This window comes from Paenibacillus sp. sgz302115 (assembly GCF_056120445.1).
Genome location: NZ_JBVYOK010000019.1, coordinates 82,550 through 100,144 on the forward strand (window position 1 = coordinate 82,550; position 17,595 = coordinate 100,144).

General features: G+C 52.5%; 13 protein-coding genes and 1 riboswitch. Of the genes, 2 read left to right on the top strand and 11 right to left on the bottom strand.

Annotated features, from left to right (window positions below; all coding sequences use genetic code 11):
- Window positions 1-28: 28 nt before the first annotated feature.
- Entirely contained in the window at window positions 29-718 is a 690-nt protein-coding gene (locus AC0LWN_RS25995) for a M50 family metallopeptidase (RefSeq protein ID WP_474670565.1), read from the bottom strand.
- A 241-nt stretch (window positions 719-959) separates the two neighbouring features.
- Here AC0LWN_RS25995 and AC0LWN_RS26000 point away from each other — a divergent pair, with 241 nt between their 5' ends.
- Window positions 960-1,445 carry a hypothetical protein gene (locus tag AC0LWN_RS26000; RefSeq protein ID WP_458966149.1) on the top strand — a complete coding sequence of 162 codons (486 nt, stop codon included), beginning with the start codon at window positions 960-962 and terminating at the stop codon, window positions 1,443-1,445.
- Window positions 1,446-1,470: 25 nt separating this feature from the next.
- Entirely contained in the window at window positions 1,471-2,175 is a 705-nt protein-coding gene (locus tag AC0LWN_RS26005) for an AIM24 family protein (RefSeq protein ID WP_474670521.1), read from the top strand.
- Window positions 2,176-2,275: 100 nt separating this feature from the next.
- On the opposite strand, the gene AC0LWN_RS26010 is transcribed toward AC0LWN_RS26005, so the two are convergent.
- The 10 genes from AC0LWN_RS26010 to AC0LWN_RS26055 form a co-directional block, all read right to left on the bottom strand.
- Window positions 2,276-2,731 carry a Dps family protein gene (locus AC0LWN_RS26010; RefSeq protein WP_474670523.1) on the bottom strand — a complete coding sequence of 152 codons (456 nt, stop codon included), beginning with the start codon at window positions 2,729-2,731 and terminating at the stop codon, window positions 2,276-2,278.
- A gap of 145 nt (window positions 2,732-2,876) precedes the next feature.
- Window positions 2,877-5,450 carry a discoidin domain-containing protein gene (locus AC0LWN_RS26015; protein ID WP_474670525.1) on the bottom strand — a complete coding sequence of 858 codons (2,574 nt, stop codon included), beginning with the start codon at window positions 5,448-5,450 and terminating at the stop codon, window positions 2,877-2,879.
- Between the two features lie 182 nt (window positions 5,451-5,632).
- The gene (locus AC0LWN_RS26020; RefSeq protein WP_474670527.1) at window positions 5,633-7,153 is read right to left on the bottom strand and encodes a glycosyl hydrolase; all 1,521 of its coding nucleotides are present in this window, start codon (window positions 7,151-7,153) and stop codon (window positions 5,633-5,635) included.
- A 194-nt stretch (window positions 7,154-7,347) separates the two neighbouring features.
- A complete protein-coding gene (locus AC0LWN_RS26025; protein WP_474670529.1) occupies window positions 7,348-9,714 on the bottom strand; it encodes a PA14 domain-containing protein in 2,367 nt (788 codons plus the stop codon).
- Between the two features lie 13 nt (window positions 9,715-9,727).
- A riboswitch (cyclic di-GMP riboswitch) is annotated at window positions 9,728-9,807 on the bottom strand.
- Window positions 9,808-9,942: 135 nt separating this feature from the next.
- Entirely contained in the window at window positions 9,943-11,316 is a 1,374-nt protein-coding gene (locus tag AC0LWN_RS26030) for a sugar phosphate nucleotidyltransferase (protein WP_474670531.1), read from the bottom strand.
- A gap of 522 nt (window positions 11,317-11,838) precedes the next feature.
- Window positions 11,839-13,179: a UDP-glucose dehydrogenase family protein gene (locus AC0LWN_RS26035; protein ID WP_474670533.1), complete on the bottom strand. Its 1,341-nt coding sequence runs from the start codon at window positions 13,177-13,179 to the stop codon at window positions 11,839-11,841.
- A 4-nt stretch (window positions 13,180-13,183) separates the two neighbouring features.
- Window positions 13,184-14,284, bottom strand: coding sequence for a glycosyltransferase (locus AC0LWN_RS26040; protein ID WP_474670535.1), 1,101 nt, complete (start codon window positions 14,282-14,284; stop codon window positions 13,184-13,186).
- A 99-nt stretch (window positions 14,285-14,383) separates the two neighbouring features.
- Window positions 14,384-15,523: a glycosyltransferase family 4 protein gene (locus AC0LWN_RS26045; RefSeq protein WP_474670537.1), complete on the bottom strand. Its 1,140-nt coding sequence runs from the start codon at window positions 15,521-15,523 to the stop codon at window positions 14,384-14,386.
- The gene (locus AC0LWN_RS26050; protein ID WP_474670539.1) at window positions 15,517-16,710 is read right to left on the bottom strand and encodes a glycosyltransferase family 4 protein; all 1,194 of its coding nucleotides are present in this window, start codon (window positions 16,708-16,710) and stop codon (window positions 15,517-15,519) included. The genes AC0LWN_RS26045 and AC0LWN_RS26050 overlap by 7 nt, the downstream gene beginning before the upstream one ends.
- Complete coding sequence (locus AC0LWN_RS26055; RefSeq protein ID WP_474670541.1) at window positions 16,697-17,551, bottom strand: glycosyltransferase family 2 protein; 855 nt, start codon at window positions 17,549-17,551, stop codon at window positions 16,697-16,699. Before AC0LWN_RS26055 ends, AC0LWN_RS26050 begins: the two co-directional genes overlap by 14 nt.
- Window positions 17,552-17,595: the final 44 nt, after the last annotated feature.

Here is a 17,595-nt window from a genome sequence, read left to right on the forward strand (position 1 = left end):
TTTGTCTGAAATTGACGAAAATTTTCCATTATTTATAACTTGTCGTATGTTGTCGCCCCCGCTCTCCCTTGAAAAAAAATCCCAGCGCCCACTTGGCGCACAGCAGCGCAAACAGGAGAAACAGCAATGCCCATACAATAGCCGGCAGCGGTGTGAGCCTCGCCAGATTTGCCGCATCTCCGGCCATGGAAGGCGTAAACGCTGCAGCCTTTACTAGAAAAAGCGCCCCCATAACCGACTCCTCCAGGGTCAAAAAGGCCAGAAACAGGTAATAATACTTACCCGCCTTGGGCCAGACAAACATCATAACGATGTTCAGGGCAATAAAGCCGCTGAGCCAAATCATCCCGAAGCCGCCCCGCACATACAGCAGCAGCATAACCAGCGCTACACCGGTAGCAAGCATTAGCCCCCAGGCATACCGGCCTTTGGAATATAAATAGAACAGCAGCAGTGAGAATAAGGAAGCCAGCAGGTAACCTGCCAGCGAGACCAGAATTGCTCTTCCTCCTGCGGCTATTGCCGAATAGGTCACTCCGCTATGATCGGCGTACAGTTCAATGCGCAGCACACTTCCTGAGAGCAGCAGCGTTACCAGCGCATGGCCAAATTCGTGGAACATCGTATCCAGATTACGGAACAAGGAAGAGAACGGGATCAATCGGGTCAATAAGGCGGAACCCGCCAGAAACAGCAGTGTTGAGAGCCATTTATTTATAGCATTCAGCCCCTTTCCGTTCAAAGTATACGTTAATTTAGAGTGAAATAGTAGAGAAACAGAAACCTTCAGGGGTTTTGTACTGTATTACACTTAGTTTATAGCTGCTGACGCTGCTTCCCGAAAAATATATTGCAATTCGCCAAATTGCGACAATGTAGTGTGTCGTTGGCCGTCCTAATAGCTGGTGTGCTATGCTAAAATAAGAAGGAAAACTAGCCTATACCTGGTGGTGATATAAATGAAGCAAAAAATGATAATGAAACAAAAAGTAAAACGCACCTGCGTGAAGCTGATCGCTTCGGCTCTGCTGCTCCTTGGGTTGTCCGCGATTCTTCCCGCCCCTGCGGCAAAGGCTAACTATCTCAATGATATATATAATGGATTGCAAAATTTCTCGGAGCTGCCCGGTGAAGTCACCAAGCTGCAGGAGAGCTACCAGAAAACAACGGAAGAGCTTCAGCAGACTAAGGAAGAGCTGGGGCAGACATTGCAGCAGATGCAGAATTACCAGGCTCAGAATGCGGCGCTGCAGGAGCAGAACCGCCAGCTCAGCCAGGTGGTCGATGAACTGAAGAATGACCGGACGGCGCGGGAGAAATATTATAATCGCATCAAAATTACCGTAATTACCGGGCTTGCCCTAATATTAGGTTACTTCCTGCTGATCCGGCTGCTGCGCTTCGGGATGCGCCACCGTTCCAGAAGGGGCGACCGTCTGCATTAAGTATGTACGTTAGGGGGAGTGAACTATGAACGTTGATATTCAGGATGAAGGGGACAGCGGTAGCGGACAGGCCATTGCGTTCACCGTTGAAGAGAATGAAGAAATTCATGTGCTGCACCCGCAGCAAATTATCGCCTATCAGGGGCCTTCCTCAGGCCGGGCGGACCGGCTGATGGATGTCAAAGGCATGTACCGCAAGCGCAAGCTGATCCGCTCGGACATGACAGGCCCCTGCCGCTTCGTCGCCGCGCTGCCTCCCGGCTACCGGGTCAAGACACTGCATCTCGACGGAAAAAGCGATCTGCTCTATGATTTCAGACATCTTTTCTTCTACAGCAAAGGAATTACAATGCAGACCAGAGTGCTCAGCATGAAGAACATGCTGGTAACGCGTGACATCATTAAGGTCAAATTCTCCGGGCCAGGCAGCATTGGCATTCTGACCGAAGGAACGGTATGCGAAGCCGAGCTTCATCCCTTCGATCCGCTCTATGTGGATGCCGGCAGCATTATTGCCTATCCCGAAAATGCCAAGCTTGAGCTCACCGTCTACGGCAACCATTTGGCCAGCCAGCATATGAGCTATCATTGGAAAATGACTGGTCACGGTCCCGTAATGTTCCAGGCTGGCCGCCAGAACCGGCGCTTCGAGCGCGACAACAATGACGACGGCATTATCAAGCGGTTCCTGCGCGAGGTTATCCCGTTCGGCGGGATATTTATTAAGTAGCTGTGATCAAGGTATGGAAAAAGAGCGCCCGCGGACTCCCCGCGTGGCGCTCTCTTTAAGTGAAACTATAGCAATAATTAAGCGTGCAGCGCACTCTGCATTAAGCCAGATAAGCATTCAGCATCCAGGAATGCTTCTCTACACTGGTTCTGATTCCAATAAGCAGGTCGGCAGTAGGCTGATCACTCAGTTCTTCCGCGGCTGTAATTGTAGCTTTCAGTTCTTCGACCACAACAGCAAAATCCTTAACCAGCTCTGCAACCATCTCCCGGGCTGTTTCGCCTCCGGTGGCTTCCTGAAGGCTTGAGAGGGCCAAATATTGCTTCATAGTCGAGGCTGGTTGTCCGCCGATTGCGAGCAGGCGTTCAGCCAGATCATCCACATAAGCAGCAGCTTCGTTATACAGCTCTTCAAATTTGGCATGCAGTGTGAAGAATTGTGTTCCGCTCACATACCAGTGATAGTGATGCAGCTTCACTCCCAGCAGGGTCCAGTTTGCGGTCTGGCGGTTCAAAGCAGCGTGCAAATCAGTCTGGTTCTTTACTTGTGTACTCATTCAAAAAACCTCCTATAGATTATATTTAAATTTTTATATTTAGACTCGTTCTAAATCTATATTTAATTTAACACATTTTCACGGGTTTTGCAACAGCAAAAACCTCAGCGGCTCTATACACCCGCTGAGGTTTTTCTGACAATCTCTAATCTCTTGAATACACTTGCAGTTCATGAATGGACCAGTAGTTGCCTCCTGCGCCGGTCTGCATAATTCTGATATACCGTGTTTTGACCGGCGGGAATTCAATCCGGGTCATTTCCAGCTTTCCTTTGCCGGAAACAACCTGCTTCCAGTTGCTTGCATCATTCGAAACAGACAGCTCATATCCCCGAGGATAATCATAGGCGGATAAGGTATTGTTCAGCTCGACAGCTTCAACGGAGTACTCTTTTCCTAAGTCAATTTGGAAGTATTCACCTGAGGCCTGATGTTTGCCGGTATCCCAACGCGTGCGCCGGTCTCCGTCAATGGCACTCAGAGGATTGGAGGCTTCCGTATTCACATTGGACGATACCTTCCATTCCGCACGGTCCAGCGGAACAAGTCCGGTGGCTGTAATCTGTGTCTTCTCTGACATTACGCCAGAGCCTGACACTCTAACCGCATAAGTATACAGTGTGCCTTCCTGCAAATTCCGGTCGATGTACTCGGTCCCCCGTACACCTGTTGCGACAACCTTCAGGCTGCCGCCCGGGCCATCGGCACGAAGCACTTCATAGCTTGCTCCCGGAGCCTCCAGCCAGCCCAGCTTAACGGCTAAACCTTTGACTGCGGCGGCTGTGAGGCCTTTTGGCGCTATATCCGCCACCTCCGAGGAAGGCTGCAGAATATATTGTACCGCCTCACCGGGTGCCAAGGTTTCTGTGAATTCAAGTGCAGGCGTGGCATTTTTCCCTGTAATATAGCTGCGGGCCGCTTCGTACGTATCGCCGCTGCCGAAACGCTCACCCTCATACACTGTTTTTTCCGGCATATTGACCTTTACACTGACGGTTTGTGGTGTTTTCTCGAAGTTGACGAAATTAACCAGCACCTTGTTCGAGGTTGCCCCGCTTCCTGCCAATGGTTTAAGTGTAGAGGTATCTACCGCACGGACGTAGACCAGCTTGTCTGCCAGAGCATCCTTATTGGTAATTTGATACGTTAGCGGCGCGCCGTGTGTGGCATAGGCCAGATCCAGCCGTCTCATAATGCTGACGCGCGAATCCTCGCCTTGTTTGGTGTAATAGATCTCTGTTTTCGCCGGATCATGCTCTTCCAGATTGAATCCGTATTTGAACAGGCTGAAATTTTTGAAAAAAGCGGCATGCTGCACGAACATATCCACATAGCCGATGTGAGCGCGCATAATCCGGTCGAACACCGCCGCCGTGCGCTCAGAAGCGCCGTATTGGTAGGCATCCACATGCGAGTCGGAGGTTCCGAATTCGGTGGTCAGCATTTTTTTGCCAAGTCCGTCTGCAGCCCCGCCGAAGGTTCTCAGATTCTCCGTAAAGCTGCCTCCGTTACTGAAGATATAAGAATCACCGTAGGAATGCCCGTTGGTCAAATCGGTTACTTCCTCCAGCTCATCCCGCTGCTTGGGATCGCGTTCCCAGCCGTCGGGGTCGCCGCACTGGCGCACGGTGCCCGTCTGATTGCCGCAGGAATCCTTGCTGTAATCCGGCCAATAAGCCCAGCCCGGGGCTACGGTCTTCAGGTGGGGGGCGATGGACTTGCCCTTGGTGTTCAGCCAGTCGGCGATTGCCAGATTCACCGCCTTGGAACGGTTGAACAGGCCCGGCTCGTTGTCCACCTCGTAATATTGGAAGTACGGGCTGTACTGCTCGAAGTAATCGGTCAGCTTCTTCTCCGCAACATCCGGCAGCGAGCCGTCCTCCTTCAGCTTGATGTCACCGGTATACAAATACAAGGCCACCGCCTGCATATTGTAATCCTTCAGCACCTTGTAATAATCCCCCATGTTAGAGCAGGAGCGTCCGACATCACTCGCGCAGCTTGTGCGCATAATATTGCCGCTGTAGGCTACACCGAGCCATTTCATGATATAAGGCAAATGCGTAACCGCACCTTCGTCAAAATAAAACTGCTTATTGTTCACCATAGTTCCGGTCAGCACATAGCTGCCGTGAATAGGCTCTTTGATCGGACTCTGCAGCTCTTCCAGGCTAAGGTCATCCCAGGTCCACCAATTGTATTTATCCTCCATATCGGAAGAATAGATGCCCCGGGCGGTCTGCAGCTTCAGCTCATTGGTACCGACCAGTAGCTGCTCCTTCGGAATGTACAGCTCATAGGTTTTGCGGAATTTGTACTTGCTGTCCGTCCCGGAGACACCGGCGATTTGAATAATGCCTGACAGCTGCCGGTTCGAAAATACGCTCATCTGCGGAACGGATTTGTAGGCATCCAGGATGCTTACGCGAAATAAGACTCCGTTCGCCGGAAGCTTATCCAGCTTGTACGTAATCCTAAGTTCAGGATTCGTATCGCCTCTTAGCCCCGAAGGGATGCTCTGAAGCGTTGCCGCCTTCAGCGTGGAAGAAGCGACATTGATAACCTCCTTCGCTCCCGAAGAGCCGGCGTCCGTAAATTCCGCGTCTGAGCCGTCATGCTGTCCGAGCTGCCATAATATTGTTCCCTTCGGCAGCTCAGGCCCAGTATCACCCGCTGCAGACAATTTGGACATGTCTACCTCCACTTCGCCCTGTTTCATCCCGTCATCTCCGAAGAATGAGACGGACAACAGAAGCAAGATGGTGAGTGCTGCAAATCTAAGTACTAGCCGAAGAGGCTTTCGGATGTTTGGTTTTGTCCTAGTCGTCATTCCCATGTCCTCACTTTCTTCCGGGGTGTCTGTTCTCTGGCTCTGTTAGGCCTCACTGCTGCTTCGATTGTTCATGGAAAGGTTAGTGCGTTCTGGGGAATGACCGTCAGCTTCTGGCTCGGACTCTTCCACATTAGGCGGATGTTTGCATCACCACGGTTCTCGTAATACTCAACCTTAATATCATACGAGGTTCCTGCTGCAAGCAGGATGTCTCCCTCACGGCTGATGCCGCTTTGCTTTCTCCAACTGTCGATGATCAGCTTGCCGCCGATCCATACGCGGACACCGTCATCCGAAGATGCAATGAAGGTATACTTTTCACTGTAGACCGGCTTGATTTTGCCCGTCCAGCGAACAGAGAAGGAATCTTTGCCGATGCCTGCCGCCGGAGAGTCTCCGTGCCAATTGAAATCAATCTTCTTGTCATTACGGGTCAGCACCGCAGGCCCTGCCAGGTCCGCGTTGTTGAAATACTGTCCGGTTAAGCCGTTTTTTAAGATCGGGGGTGTATTGATTGGTGTACTGACGGGTTTACCTTGGGTCGCTATATAATCGGCTCTGGACACGGTGCGTGTATTGCTCATGAAGCTTTTAATGGTCTGCAGATTATTGTTTTCGGTCAGCATTTTCCCCCATGTCATCATATATACCCATTTGCTCTGGGTTTGAGACAATGTAACAGGGTCTGGAAGCTCTCCGCTCTCGCCGATGCCGATGGGTTTGCCGTTCGCCAGCGTAAGCAAGCTTTCATAATAAGACTGCTTGAAATCATTGTTATAAATATCCGCTGCCAGCACGTCAACCTTACCCGCCCCGGGATAGTAGGGTTCATAGGAATCTGACCATTCATTGGGCGCATTCGGGTTCCATACCCACAGCAGATTGTTCAGCTTATGCTTGTTCACCAAACGGTCGTAGGCTATATTCCAAAGCTCGGCAAAATTATCCTTCTGCCCCCACCAGAACCAGTTCCCGTTCATTTCATGATAAGGCCGCCACAGAACCGGAACTCCGGCATCGCGCAACTGCCCCAGGTAGAAGGCAACTTCATCAAGCTCAGCTATCAGACTCTTGTACTGCGGGGTTCCCGGCGTAACATAAGCATCAAACTTCTCCTGGCTCAGGTTCATACGCACATTGGCCCACTCGGGTGAGGTTCCGGGCAGACTCTGGTGGAAGGTCATCGCCACGATGCCGCCGCCCTTATACCATCTAATCGCACTGTCTACAACAGCCTGGCGCTGCCGGGCAATGGTTCCCGCAGGCTGGTTGTTAACTGCCCCAAGCTCATAGCCATGGAGTACCGCGTACTCCCCGCTGATATTTTTAAGCGCGTTGCTATACTCATCAGGACTCTCCAGATAATCATGCTGGCCGGAAACGATGCCCTTGCCGCTAAGCTTGGCGAGATAATCCAGAAGACTTGCGGCTTCCTTGGAAGCAGCAGAATTAACAGGCGCGTTCGGCTCTGCGGAAACTAGCTCATTCCCGGATACAGGGAGACTCCGGGCCTCTGTCCAAGGCACTAAAGAAAGACTAAGGATAACAATAAAAATCGTAAATAACCGGTACTTGCGAAAAGTGTTCAATGTAATCTCCTTTCTCCAGCCGCATCTGCCATGAATGCTCTCCTGGTGCAGGCGATACTTCCTGCGGCAAATGCCGGCTATAGCTTAGTAGCCCTGCTGGTAAGCAGGGCCACTAAGAGTGGGCTTTATAGGATTTAATATTGTAACGACTTAACCAGTATCGGCGTTCGGTGATGAATTAAGCAGTAATTCACTTAGGAAGCGGAAGGAAGAAAAAGTGCGTTCGCCGGGACCGTCCCTTTAATCTGACTCGGACTTTCCCACATCAGCCGTGCTTTTGCATCCCCTTGATTCTCGTAATACTCCACTTTGAGTTCATACAGCTGCCCGGCTTGCAGGCTTATGCTTCCTGTACGTTCGGTTCCGCTCTGCTTCGTCCAACTGTCAATCACAAGGGTTCCATTGACCCAAACGCGTACACCATCATCTGTTGTCGTGTAAAAAGAATAAGTCTCACTGTACAGCGGCTTAATCTTCCCGCTCCAGCGGACAGAGAAGAAATCATTGCTGATTGCAGCGTCCGGCGAGCCCAGACGCCAGTTGAAATCAAGCACCGCATCGTTGCGCACCAATGCCGGAGTACCCGACAGCTGCATATTATTGAAGTATTCCGCCTGCAGTCCGTTCGCAGCCGGAGCTGGCGCACTGAGGACGGGCGGCGTTGGCGCTGCTGTCGGAACCGGTACTGTAGTTGGTGCTGGCGCTGCTGTTGGTGTCGATACTGGTGTTGCTGTTGCCGTCGGTACTGGTGTTGGTGTTGCTGTTGGTACTGGTGTTGATATTACCGTTGGTGTCGATACTGGTGTTGGTACTGCTGTCGTTGCCGGTACTGGTGCTGCCGGTGCCTCCGCACCCATCTCCGATGAAGATGTGCTTTCACTGGCAGCCGGCGTATTTACAAACAAGGCACTGGCCGGAACCGTTACCTTCGCCTGGCTTGGGCTTTGCCACATCAGGCGGATATTGGCATCGCCCGCGTTCTCGTAATATTCAACCTTGATATCGTATAGTTGACCCGCCTTTAAGGCGATGCTTCCGGTCCGTTCGGTTCCGCTCTGCTTCATCCAACTGTCGATTACGGGTGTGCCGTCAATATAGACGCGGATACCATCATCCGAGGTGGTATAGAATTGATAAGTCTCACTGTAAGAAGGCTTGATCTTGCCGGTCCAGCGGATGGAGAAGGCATCCACACCGAGCGCCGGGTCAGGTGCAGCCTGACGCCAGTTAAAGTTGACCGCCGCATCGTTGCGTACCAGGACAGGCGTACCTGAAAGTGTCATGTTCTTGAAGTACTCACCCTGAAGACCATTCAAGACTGGCGCTGGCGCTTGTGCCGCATCATCGCTGTACGGCGTTGGCGTCGGCTTTACAGTAGGTGCTGGCGTTGGTGTTGCCGTTGGTGTTGCCGTTGGCTTCGGTGTTAGTGTTGGTGTCGGCGTCGGTGTTGGTGTCGGCGTCGGTGTTGGTGTCGGCGTCGGTGTTGGTGTCGGCGTCGGTGTTGCTGTCGGTGCTGGCGTCAGTGTCAGTCCCGCTTTGTATTTGTCACGGGTCAATGTATATTTGTCATTCATGAAGCTTTTAATAGTATCGGTACTGTTGTTCTCGTAGAGCATTTTGCCCCAGCTCATCATGTATACCCAGTTTTTCTGGGATAGCTGCAGCTTTGCCGTGCTTGGCATTTGACCATTTTCACCGATAGCAATAGGTTTGCCGTTAGCAAGGCTCAGCAGGCTGTCATGATAAATATTCATATAATCATTATCATATATGTCTGCCGCAAGAACATCTACCTTGTCAGCGCCCGGATAAGTCAGGGCATAAGGGTCGGACCAGGCATTCGGGGCATTCGGGTTCCATACCCACAGCAGGTTGTTTAATTTATGAACGCCTACAAAGCGGTCATACATAATATTCCATAGTTTGGGGAAGTTATTTTTCTTACCCCACCAGAACCAGTTGCCGTTCATTTCATGATAAGGTCTCCAGAGTACTGGAACACCTGCATCCCGCAAGCTTTTGAGCGAGACCGCTACTTTGTCCAGATCGGCGATCAGGCTGTTGTATTGAGTGGTTCCCGGTGTTACATACTTATCGAAGTCCGCTTGGCTCAAAGTCTTCTGGACGTTAGCCCATTGATATGAAGTGCCGGGCAATTGCTCATGGAAGGTCATAGCGACGATTCCGCCATTTTTATACCAGTTGATCGCGCTGTTCACTACATTCCGGCGCTGCGTGGCTGCAGTGCTCTCCGATTGGCCGCTGATCACGCCCAGCTCATAGCCGTGAAGGGCAGCAAATTGTCCGCTTGTTCCCTTAAGCTTGTTGCTGAATTCATCGGGACTCTCCAGGTAGTCATGCTGTCCGGTGATGATGCCTTTTCCTGTAATGGAATAGAGATCGCTAAGCAGCTTGACCGCCCCCGGGGAGGCGTCGGGATTGACCGGAGCTGAAGGACTTGCGGCAGCCTTCGCGGATACAGGCGCAATCCCTAATGCAGTCATAAACAGGGCAATGGACAAAACAGCACTCAAAAAACGAAAATTACGGTAAGTTGTCATCATTCTTCTTCCTTTCGGTAGCCAGGCTGCCACTCTTTCGAAGGCCCTATAGCTTTGCGTCCCTACCTTTCGATAGGTTTGCCTTTTTCGTTTTGAAGGAATAATCCCTCTTACCGTAAGTATCGTCTCTAGCATTTTATAGTTTAGAGTAAAAATGAAATTTTCTTAATAAATGGTTCTTAATACCTGTTTTGGATTTGTAACAATTGGGTAAATAGATTAATTCGCCTATGAAATGAACTGATGCAGGGCGATATCCTCCCAGTCCAGAGTAATGCGAATATTGTCCTCCTCCACCAGCTCCGAGCCGGTCTGGACTTCAATAAACTCCACATCCGTCAGAGCCAGAATCGCATGTTTGGTGCCTTCCGGTATGCGGACTACGTCCCCTGCTTTCACATTATGCTTCTGCTCATTCAGCACAATGCTCGCCTCACCGCTGACGATGGTCCAGATTTCACTGCGCTTGTGGTGGAGCTGATAGCTGATATTTTTACCCTTGGATATGAAAATCCGCTTGGTCAGCACCTCATTGCCCTCATCATATTTCACGTAATCAATAACCTTGTAGTGGCCCCAGCGGCGTTCCTCGTACATCGGTCTTTGTTCAAAAGACTTCAGCACTTCCTTGATGCGCGGGCTTTCCGCTTTATGGGTTACCAGGATGCCATCCGGGCTGGCAGCGACAATCAGGTCCTTGGCTCCAATTACAGTAATTGGAATATCAAGCTCGTTGATCAGGCTGGTTCCTTCGGAATCGGCGGTCACAAAACCTTTGCCCACATGGTTGCTGCTCATTTCTTCGGTCAGCGTATTCCACGTGCCCAGGTCCTTCCAGAATCCGGCGTAGGGCTGTACGACAATATTCTCTTCCTTCTCTACCACTTCGTAGTCAAAGCTGATGGAGGACAGCAATTTATACTGCTTCTGCAGCTCCTCATAGTTCAGAGGCAACCCTTTCCGCTGCAGAATATCAAGCAGATATCCAAGCCGGAAAGCGAATACGCCGCAGTTCCACAGTGCGCCGCGGCTGATCAGCTCCTCGGCCAGGACACGGTCCGGCTTCTCCTGGAAGTGGCTTACCTGCATATAGCCGCTTGCCCCCGCCTGATCGCCGGTAGGAATGATGTAACCGTATTTCTCCGAAGCAAGCTCAGGAACAACGCCCATCAGCGCTAGATTCGCGCCGCTCTCCTGCATGGTTGCCTCAAGCTGGATTACCGTGTCAAAAAATGAAGTCTCCACATACGGATCAACCGGAAGAATAGCCACGGTCTCACTTGGAGACACCCCGCTCATCGAATACAGATAGGCAGCCGTCAGGGCGATGGCCGGAAAGGTGTCGCGGCGTTCAGGCTCCACAATGATTGGTACCTCTGCGCCGAGCTGGCTCTGAATCATCTCCACCTGGCTGCGGCCGGTAGCCAGGTAGGAGGATTCCGCCATTCCTGTCTCCTGCAGTTGTCTCCATACACGCTGTACCATAGATTCCGGTTCACCGGCCGGGCTTTCCAGTACCTTCAGAAATTGCTTCGAACGTGAATCGTTGGACAAAGGCCAGAGCCGTTTACCAGAACCGCCTGATAGAAGTACCAGTTTCATTAGTGAACCCTCCCATTTATATGTTGTCGCGAAAATATTGGATTGTTATTGTGGGCTTCGATGTGTGAAGAAGCTTAAAACCGGGCTGTTGCGGGAGTCACTGCAAGGAATGTTTGGACTTTCGGCCGGCTGTTGTCTCCAGATTTCCTGATTTAAACCGCTGATAGCGGTAGAAATCCGGAGACAACGGCGGACGCTACGCTCCTACAGTTCCAAAATTCCTCTCCGTTCCTTCCCTTAACAGCCTATTTGCTCGCTTCACCCGGAGGCGAAGCTCACTTCTAAAGATCCGGGCATTGCCGCTTGCTTGGCGGCAGGTTTGGGCTTTCGGCCGCTGATAGCGGTAGAAAGCCGCAGACAGCGTATGCTTCCGAAGCTGTTAAGAACGCTTGTTGTACTAAGCGCCCTGTTTGCATCAAACCTTAGCTCACTTCACCCGCAGGCGAAGCTCCCTGCTAAAGATTCGAGCATTGCCGCTTGTTGGGCGGCAGCTAGGGGCAAGAGCGTCAAAGAGATGAGCGCTTAGACCGCGCCGGCTACGCTGGGGGAGTAGCCGCTCAGGCCTCCCATTTGCGGACGGCCGACGGAGTGGTACTCAAGGCCCGTGCCTTCGATCTGCTCCTTGGAGTAGACGTTGCGGCCGTCGATCAGCACCTGGCGGCGCATGCTCTCCGCGAGGCGGTGCAGATCAATTTCCTTGAACATGCTCCAGTCGGTCAGCAGGCAGACGGCATCGCTGCCTTCGGCTGCTTCTTCGGGAAGCCCGCACCAGCGGAGCTGCGGATGATCGTATTGCTGTCTGAAGTTATCAGCAGCAATCGGATCATACAGCTTCACCGTAGCGCCTTCGCCCACCAGCACCTCAATGATTTCGCGGGCCGGAGCCTCGCGGACATCATCGGTATTCGGCTTGAAGGCCAGCCCCCAGATGCCGATAACCCCCCCCCGCAGGCTGCCAAGGGATTCATGCAGCTTCGAGATAATCATGAAGCGCTGGTCTTTGTTCACCTCGACTACCGATTTCAGCAGCTTGAACTCGTAATCCACGTTGCCGGCGATCTGGATCAGCGCATTGGTGTCCTTCGGGAAACAGGAGCCTCCATAACCGATGCCGGCCTGCAGGAAGGATGAGCCGATTCTGCGGTCCATTCCCATGCCTTCCGCTACCTTGGTTACATCGGCTCCCACTTTTTCGCAAATGTTGGCAATCTCATTAATGAAGGAAATCTTCGTCGCCAGAAAGGCGTTGGAAGCATATTTGATCATTTCCGCACTGCGGATATCCGTTACGAACACATTTTCCGTGAAGCCCTGGTGAAGCTGGCGCATGGTTGGCTCAAGCTGCGGATTATCCAGTCCGATGACAATCCGGTCGGGATGAAGTGTATCGCGGATGGCCGAGCCCTCGCGGAGGAATTCCGGAGCGGAGACGATATCGAAGGGATGGTTCGTGTGGGAAGCGATAATGCTGCGGATTTTCTCATTGGTGCCAACGGGAACCGTCGACTTGGTCATGATGATTTTGTAGCCTTCCATCGCTTGCGCGATTTCTATCGCTGCACCTTCGATATAGCTTAAATTTGCTTCACCGCTCGGAAGAGAAGGCGTGCCTACCGCCAGGATGACGATATCGGAGTTTCGGACCGATTCCTGAAGATCGGAGGAGAAGCTCAGCCTTCCTTCGCGCAGGTTCATTTCAATCAGCGCTTCAATTCCCGGCTCATAGATGGGAGATTCCATCCGTTTCAGCTTGCTGATCTTCTCCTCATCCTTATCCACGCAAATCACATGATTCCCATTCAGTGTAAAACATACGCCAGATACAAGACCGACATAGCCGGTACCGATTACTGTCAGCTTCATACAATCATTCTCCCTTTAGAAAATTGACGTAGGCCTGTTCCACGTACTGCTTGAACTGAACCATAAACGCCTGTTCATCGAATTTACGCGCATGTTCCATAATCTGCCCAATGTCCCACGCATAGGACTCCACTTCATTTATGGCTTGCAGCAAATCATCAACTTCCTGACGCTGGAAAAATACGCCGTTGACGTAAGGTACGATGGTATCCAGCGCCCCTCCGGCCTGATAAGCGATAACCGGTCTTCCAGCGGCATTCGCCTCCAGCGGCGTGATGCCGAAGTCCTCTTCTCCCGGAAAAATAAACGCCCGGCACTGCGACATCAGCCCTGTAACCTCCGCATCCCCCAGCCGGCCCAGAAACGATACATTGTCTTTGGCCATGCCCTCCAGACGCTTGCGGTCCGGCCCGTCACCGACGATGTACAGCTTCAGTCCGTTCCTGTTGAAGGCCTCCACTGCCAGGTCAATCCGCTTGTAGGAGACTAGCCGGGATACGATCAGGTAGTAGTCACCGATGGAGGGTGAACTGCTGAAGCGGGCCGTATTGATCGGCGGGAAAATCACATCCGCATCCCGGTGGTAATAGTTCTGAATCCGCGTCTTCACGACGGAGGAGTTCGCGACGAACTGGTTAACATTTTTGGAAGTCCGCTGGTCCCAGGTCTTGAGCCGCTGCATGTAGACCTTGAGCAGCCTTTTGAACAGCCCGGAATTCGATTGCCGCTCCATGTACGTGTCATAATCCCAGGCGAACCGCATTGGCGTATGACAGTAGCACAGATGAAATGTAGATTCGGGCACCTGTATGCTTTTCATAAAAGCACTGCTGGAGCTCAGGACGATATCGTACCCGCGAAAGTCCAAATCACGGATGGCCATGGGATAAAGCGGCAGCACCCCTTTAAAGTTGGTCTTCACTCCCGGAATTTTTTGCAGCCAGGAGGCCCGGATATCCGCATCTTTGAGGTTCTCAGTCAGGCCGCTTCCGTTAAAAACCGTCGTGAAGATCGGAGCTTCCGGGTACATGTGGTGGAATACCTCTACTACCCTTTCCGCCCCACCCATCTGGATTAAATAATCGTGCGCTATCGCAATTTTCATGTGAATCATCCTCAAAGTTTTATGGAGCAGATCATCAAGCAGTAAAGCATGGATGCCTCGGTTCCTGATCGAGCCTTAAGCTAATGTCCCAGAGGAGTCTCAGGTCGCCGCCAGCAGGCCTTTGTAGTAGTCGACGATGTCCTTGACTGTATTCTCAATGACAAAATGCTCTTTCACCCGTTTCATTCCACTGTCCGCCATCCGTCTGCGCTCTTCGGGATGGTTCAGCATCCAAGTGATGGATTCTGCAAGTATGGCAGCGCCTCCAGGCTGGATAAGCAGCCCCGTTTCTCCGGGAACCACAATCTCTACCGGCCCGCCTTCATTGGAGGCGATCACCGGAAGTCCGGCCGCCATGCCTTCGACGATGACCTGGCCGAACGGCTCAGGGGTAATCGACGTGTGAATCAGCAAGTCCGCTTTGCTCATGAGTCCTTGTATATCATCCACATGACCCAGCAGGCTGACATTACTCAGATCATCCTGCCGCATCTGCTGAATTAATTGGTTTTTGTATTCCTCTTCCCCGAACAGGGCATCTCCGGCCAGCCAGAACTTCACCCGGCTGTCGTTCTTAAAAGCTTTGGCGGCTTCCAGCACGACATGCTGGCCTTTCCAGTGTGCAAGCCGGCCCACCAGCAGGACGTTGAAATCCTTCTGGTCCCGCTTTACGATGCCTTCACCGATGGCTTTGGCAAAAGCAGAGTAGACAACCAGCGTCTTCTTCGTGCGGGGCAGCTCCAGCGCCTTCAGGGTAGAATGGGAATTCGCGATGACGCCGTTCGGGAGCAGGCGTGACAGCAGCCGGATCGCCTTGGCGACAACCGGCTTAAGGTACGGGGCACCGATGTGATCCCGGATATGCCAGATCAGCGGCACGCCGGCCTTCTTGGCGGCAACAGCTCCATAAAATGCCGACTTCAGGGAGTTGGTGTGTACGCAGTCCACCTTCTCCTCCTTGAGCAGCGGAGCCAGCTTGCGCCCGTAAGCCAGCAGCCCCAGCGCGGCGGCCGGAGCGCCAAGATTGACGGTATTCCGTCCGCGGCTGCGGATGCTCTCATCTAGCGGAATAATGCGGACATCAATGCCTTTCTCCCGCAGGCGGTCGGCAAGTGCTCCTTCCTCGGCGAGGATCACGAGCGGCTTAATCTGTTCACCAATATTGGTAAGAATGTTGAACAGGGCTACTTCTCCGCCGCTCCATTTGGCGGTGTGATCAATATAAGCAACTTTTAGCATCCTGAGGCCACACCCTTTCCAAGAGTTTCAAGGAATACGGATTCCACCTGTTCCCCCACATGCTGCCAGGTGTATTTCTCAAGCACATGGTTTCTGCACTCATCCCGGCCCGGCAGCAGCTTGCGGTTGCTCAGCATGTGGATCATGCCTTCCGCCATATCATCGCTGGATGAGCCCTTGAACAGCAGCTCCGGCCGGAAGCCCTGGAGAATTTCTTTATTGCCGCCGACCGGAGTAGCCATTACCGGAAGTCCGGAGGCGAGTGCCTCAACGGTGATCAGTCCGAAGCCTTCCAGTGCCTGGGACGGAACCACGAACATATCCGCCGCCTGATAATAGGAGGCCAGCTCATGATCGGGAATATAACCGAGCAGCCTTACCTTGTTGCCGAGGCCGTAATCGGCAATTTTCTCTTCCAGCTCTCCGCGCAGCGGACCTTTGCCCCCGATCAGCAGAATCGCATTCGGGAAACGCTCGGATACTTGCTTCCAAGCCTCCAGCAGCTGCAGCAGCCCCATCCGGTTCATCAGGCGCCGGACTGTCAGCACTGTCGTTGCCCCTTCAGGCAAATTGAGGATCCGCCGGACTGCCAGCCGGTTTGCGGCAGGCACGAACCGGTCCACATTGGCTGCCCCCGGGATTACAATAATCTTGTGCAGCGGAACTCCATGCAGGCTGTGCAGCATATCGCGGAAGTATTCGCTGAGCACGATGAATTTGTCTGCAAGCTTGTAGGCTTTATGTTCAATGGACTTCGCAATCGCCGTCTTGACGCGGTGCTTGATGCCCTGACCTTCGATCTTCATCTCTTCATTCCAGGGTCCATGAAAGGTCGTAATTACCGGAATTCCGCGTTTCTTGGCTTCTATCGCCGGTCCGACGCCGTAAGGGGCAAAGTGGGAATAGAGGATATCAATCCGTCCGCTGCCATTTCCCATGAGATCCGCCGCCTTGCGCTGAAAAGCATCCCTGCGCTTCCAGATCGTCTGCTTCGGATCGCCGGCGTTATGAATGATCAGTTCCTTTGGAGTAGAAGGCGTCTCCTGACTGCAGATCAGTGCATGCACCCGGTTGCGGGAGGAAAGCTGCTCACACACAGATTTAAAATAGGTGTTAAGCCCGCCCGGCTGTAACGAAGGCCAGCTAAGGCCGGTCGTCATAATGTTCAATCCATCATTGTACGGCATAGCTTCGCTCCCCTTTCTTCTCCTTCTCGGCTTGGCCCAGTGCGTTATGCCGGGCCAGCTTGCCGGAGCTGTTCAATTCGTAAAGCTTGAAGCCAACCATGAATTCGTACATCACCCAGAATACTGATACCGCAAAACCTGAAATGCCTTTCTTGAACAGGCCGTGCAAAAAATATTTCTGCAGGAAACGCGCCGGCGGGCGGATCAGCAAACGGCTGATCTTAAAAGGCTTACCGCTGGCATAAGCGCTTTGCGCTTCCAGATCGGTGTATTTGTTGAAGCGGGCCACATGGTCGTTGATGCTACGGAAGCCCTGATGCCAGAGGATTCCGTTCAGACGAACCGTCTTCTCCTCCTCCACCTCAGGCATTTCATGCACCAGGCTGTTGCGGATGCCATACTGCTTGCGGTTATAGAGGCGCACCAGATATTCACCCTTATCGAGCCATCTGCCCAGAAAATCACCGATCCGGTACAGCGAGTAAGCTACAGCGCTGTCTGTCAGACCCGGCTTGCGTTCAAGAATGTCCTTCGCCAGCTCATCGCTGACAACTTCATCGGTATCAATCAGAAAGACCCAATCATGGACGGCGCGTTCCACTCCGAATTCTCTTTGCTTCGCATATCCGGGCCAGGGGTTGACGTACACCCGGCAGTCCAAGCTTTCGGCGAGCTGCACCGTCCCGTCTTTGCTCCCTCCGTCGATTACAACCACCTCGTCGGCGAATAGTCGGCAGGACTGAATTGCTTTGGATATTCGAACTTCGTCATCCTGAGCAATGATGACAGCCGAGATCGGGTAGCTGCCCGGTCTGCCAAGCACGCTTGTCACTGAATCCATGAAGGTATCCTCCTCTTTCTGTCCGGTGCTCGTCGTCGTTCCCA

Excerpts from the sequence above, each read along its gene's own strand:
- AC0LWN_RS26010 (WP_474670523.1), bottom strand. The coding sequence starts at position 2,731 with ATGAGTACACAAGTAAAGAACCAGACTGATTTGCACGCTGCTTTGAAC.
- AC0LWN_RS26040 (WP_474670535.1), bottom strand. The coding sequence starts at position 14,284 with ATGAAAATTGCGATAGCGCACGATTATTTAATCCAGATGGGTGGGGCG.
- AC0LWN_RS26005 (WP_474670521.1), top strand. The coding sequence starts at position 1,471 with ATGAACGTTGATATTCAGGATGAAGGGGACAGCGGTAGCGGACAGGCC.
- AC0LWN_RS26045 (WP_474670537.1), bottom strand. The coding sequence starts at position 15,523 with ATGCTAAAAGTTGCTTATATTGATCACACCGCCAAATGGAGCGGCGGA.
- AC0LWN_RS26050 (WP_474670539.1), bottom strand. The coding sequence starts at position 16,710 with ATGCCGTACAATGATGGATTGAACATTATGACGACCGGCCTTAGCTGG.
- AC0LWN_RS26030 (WP_474670531.1), bottom strand. The coding sequence starts at position 11,316 with ATGAAACTGGTACTTCTATCAGGCGGTTCTGGTAAACGGCTCTGGCCT.
- AC0LWN_RS26035 (WP_474670533.1), bottom strand. The coding sequence starts at position 13,179 with ATGAAGCTGACAGTAATCGGTACCGGCTATGTCGGTCTTGTATCTGGC.
- AC0LWN_RS26015 (WP_474670525.1), bottom strand. The coding sequence starts at position 5,450 with ATGAAACAGGGCGAAGTGGAGGTAGACATGTCCAAATTGTCTGCAGCG.
- AC0LWN_RS26025 (WP_474670529.1), bottom strand. The coding sequence starts at position 9,714 with ATGACAACTTACCGTAATTTTCGTTTTTTGAGTGCTGTTTTGTCCATT.
- AC0LWN_RS26055 (WP_474670541.1), bottom strand. The coding sequence starts at position 17,551 with ATGGATTCAGTGACAAGCGTGCTTGGCAGACCGGGCAGCTACCCGATC.
- AC0LWN_RS26000 (WP_458966149.1), top strand. The coding sequence starts at position 960 with ATGAAGCAAAAAATGATAATGAAACAAAAAGTAAAACGCACCTGCGTG.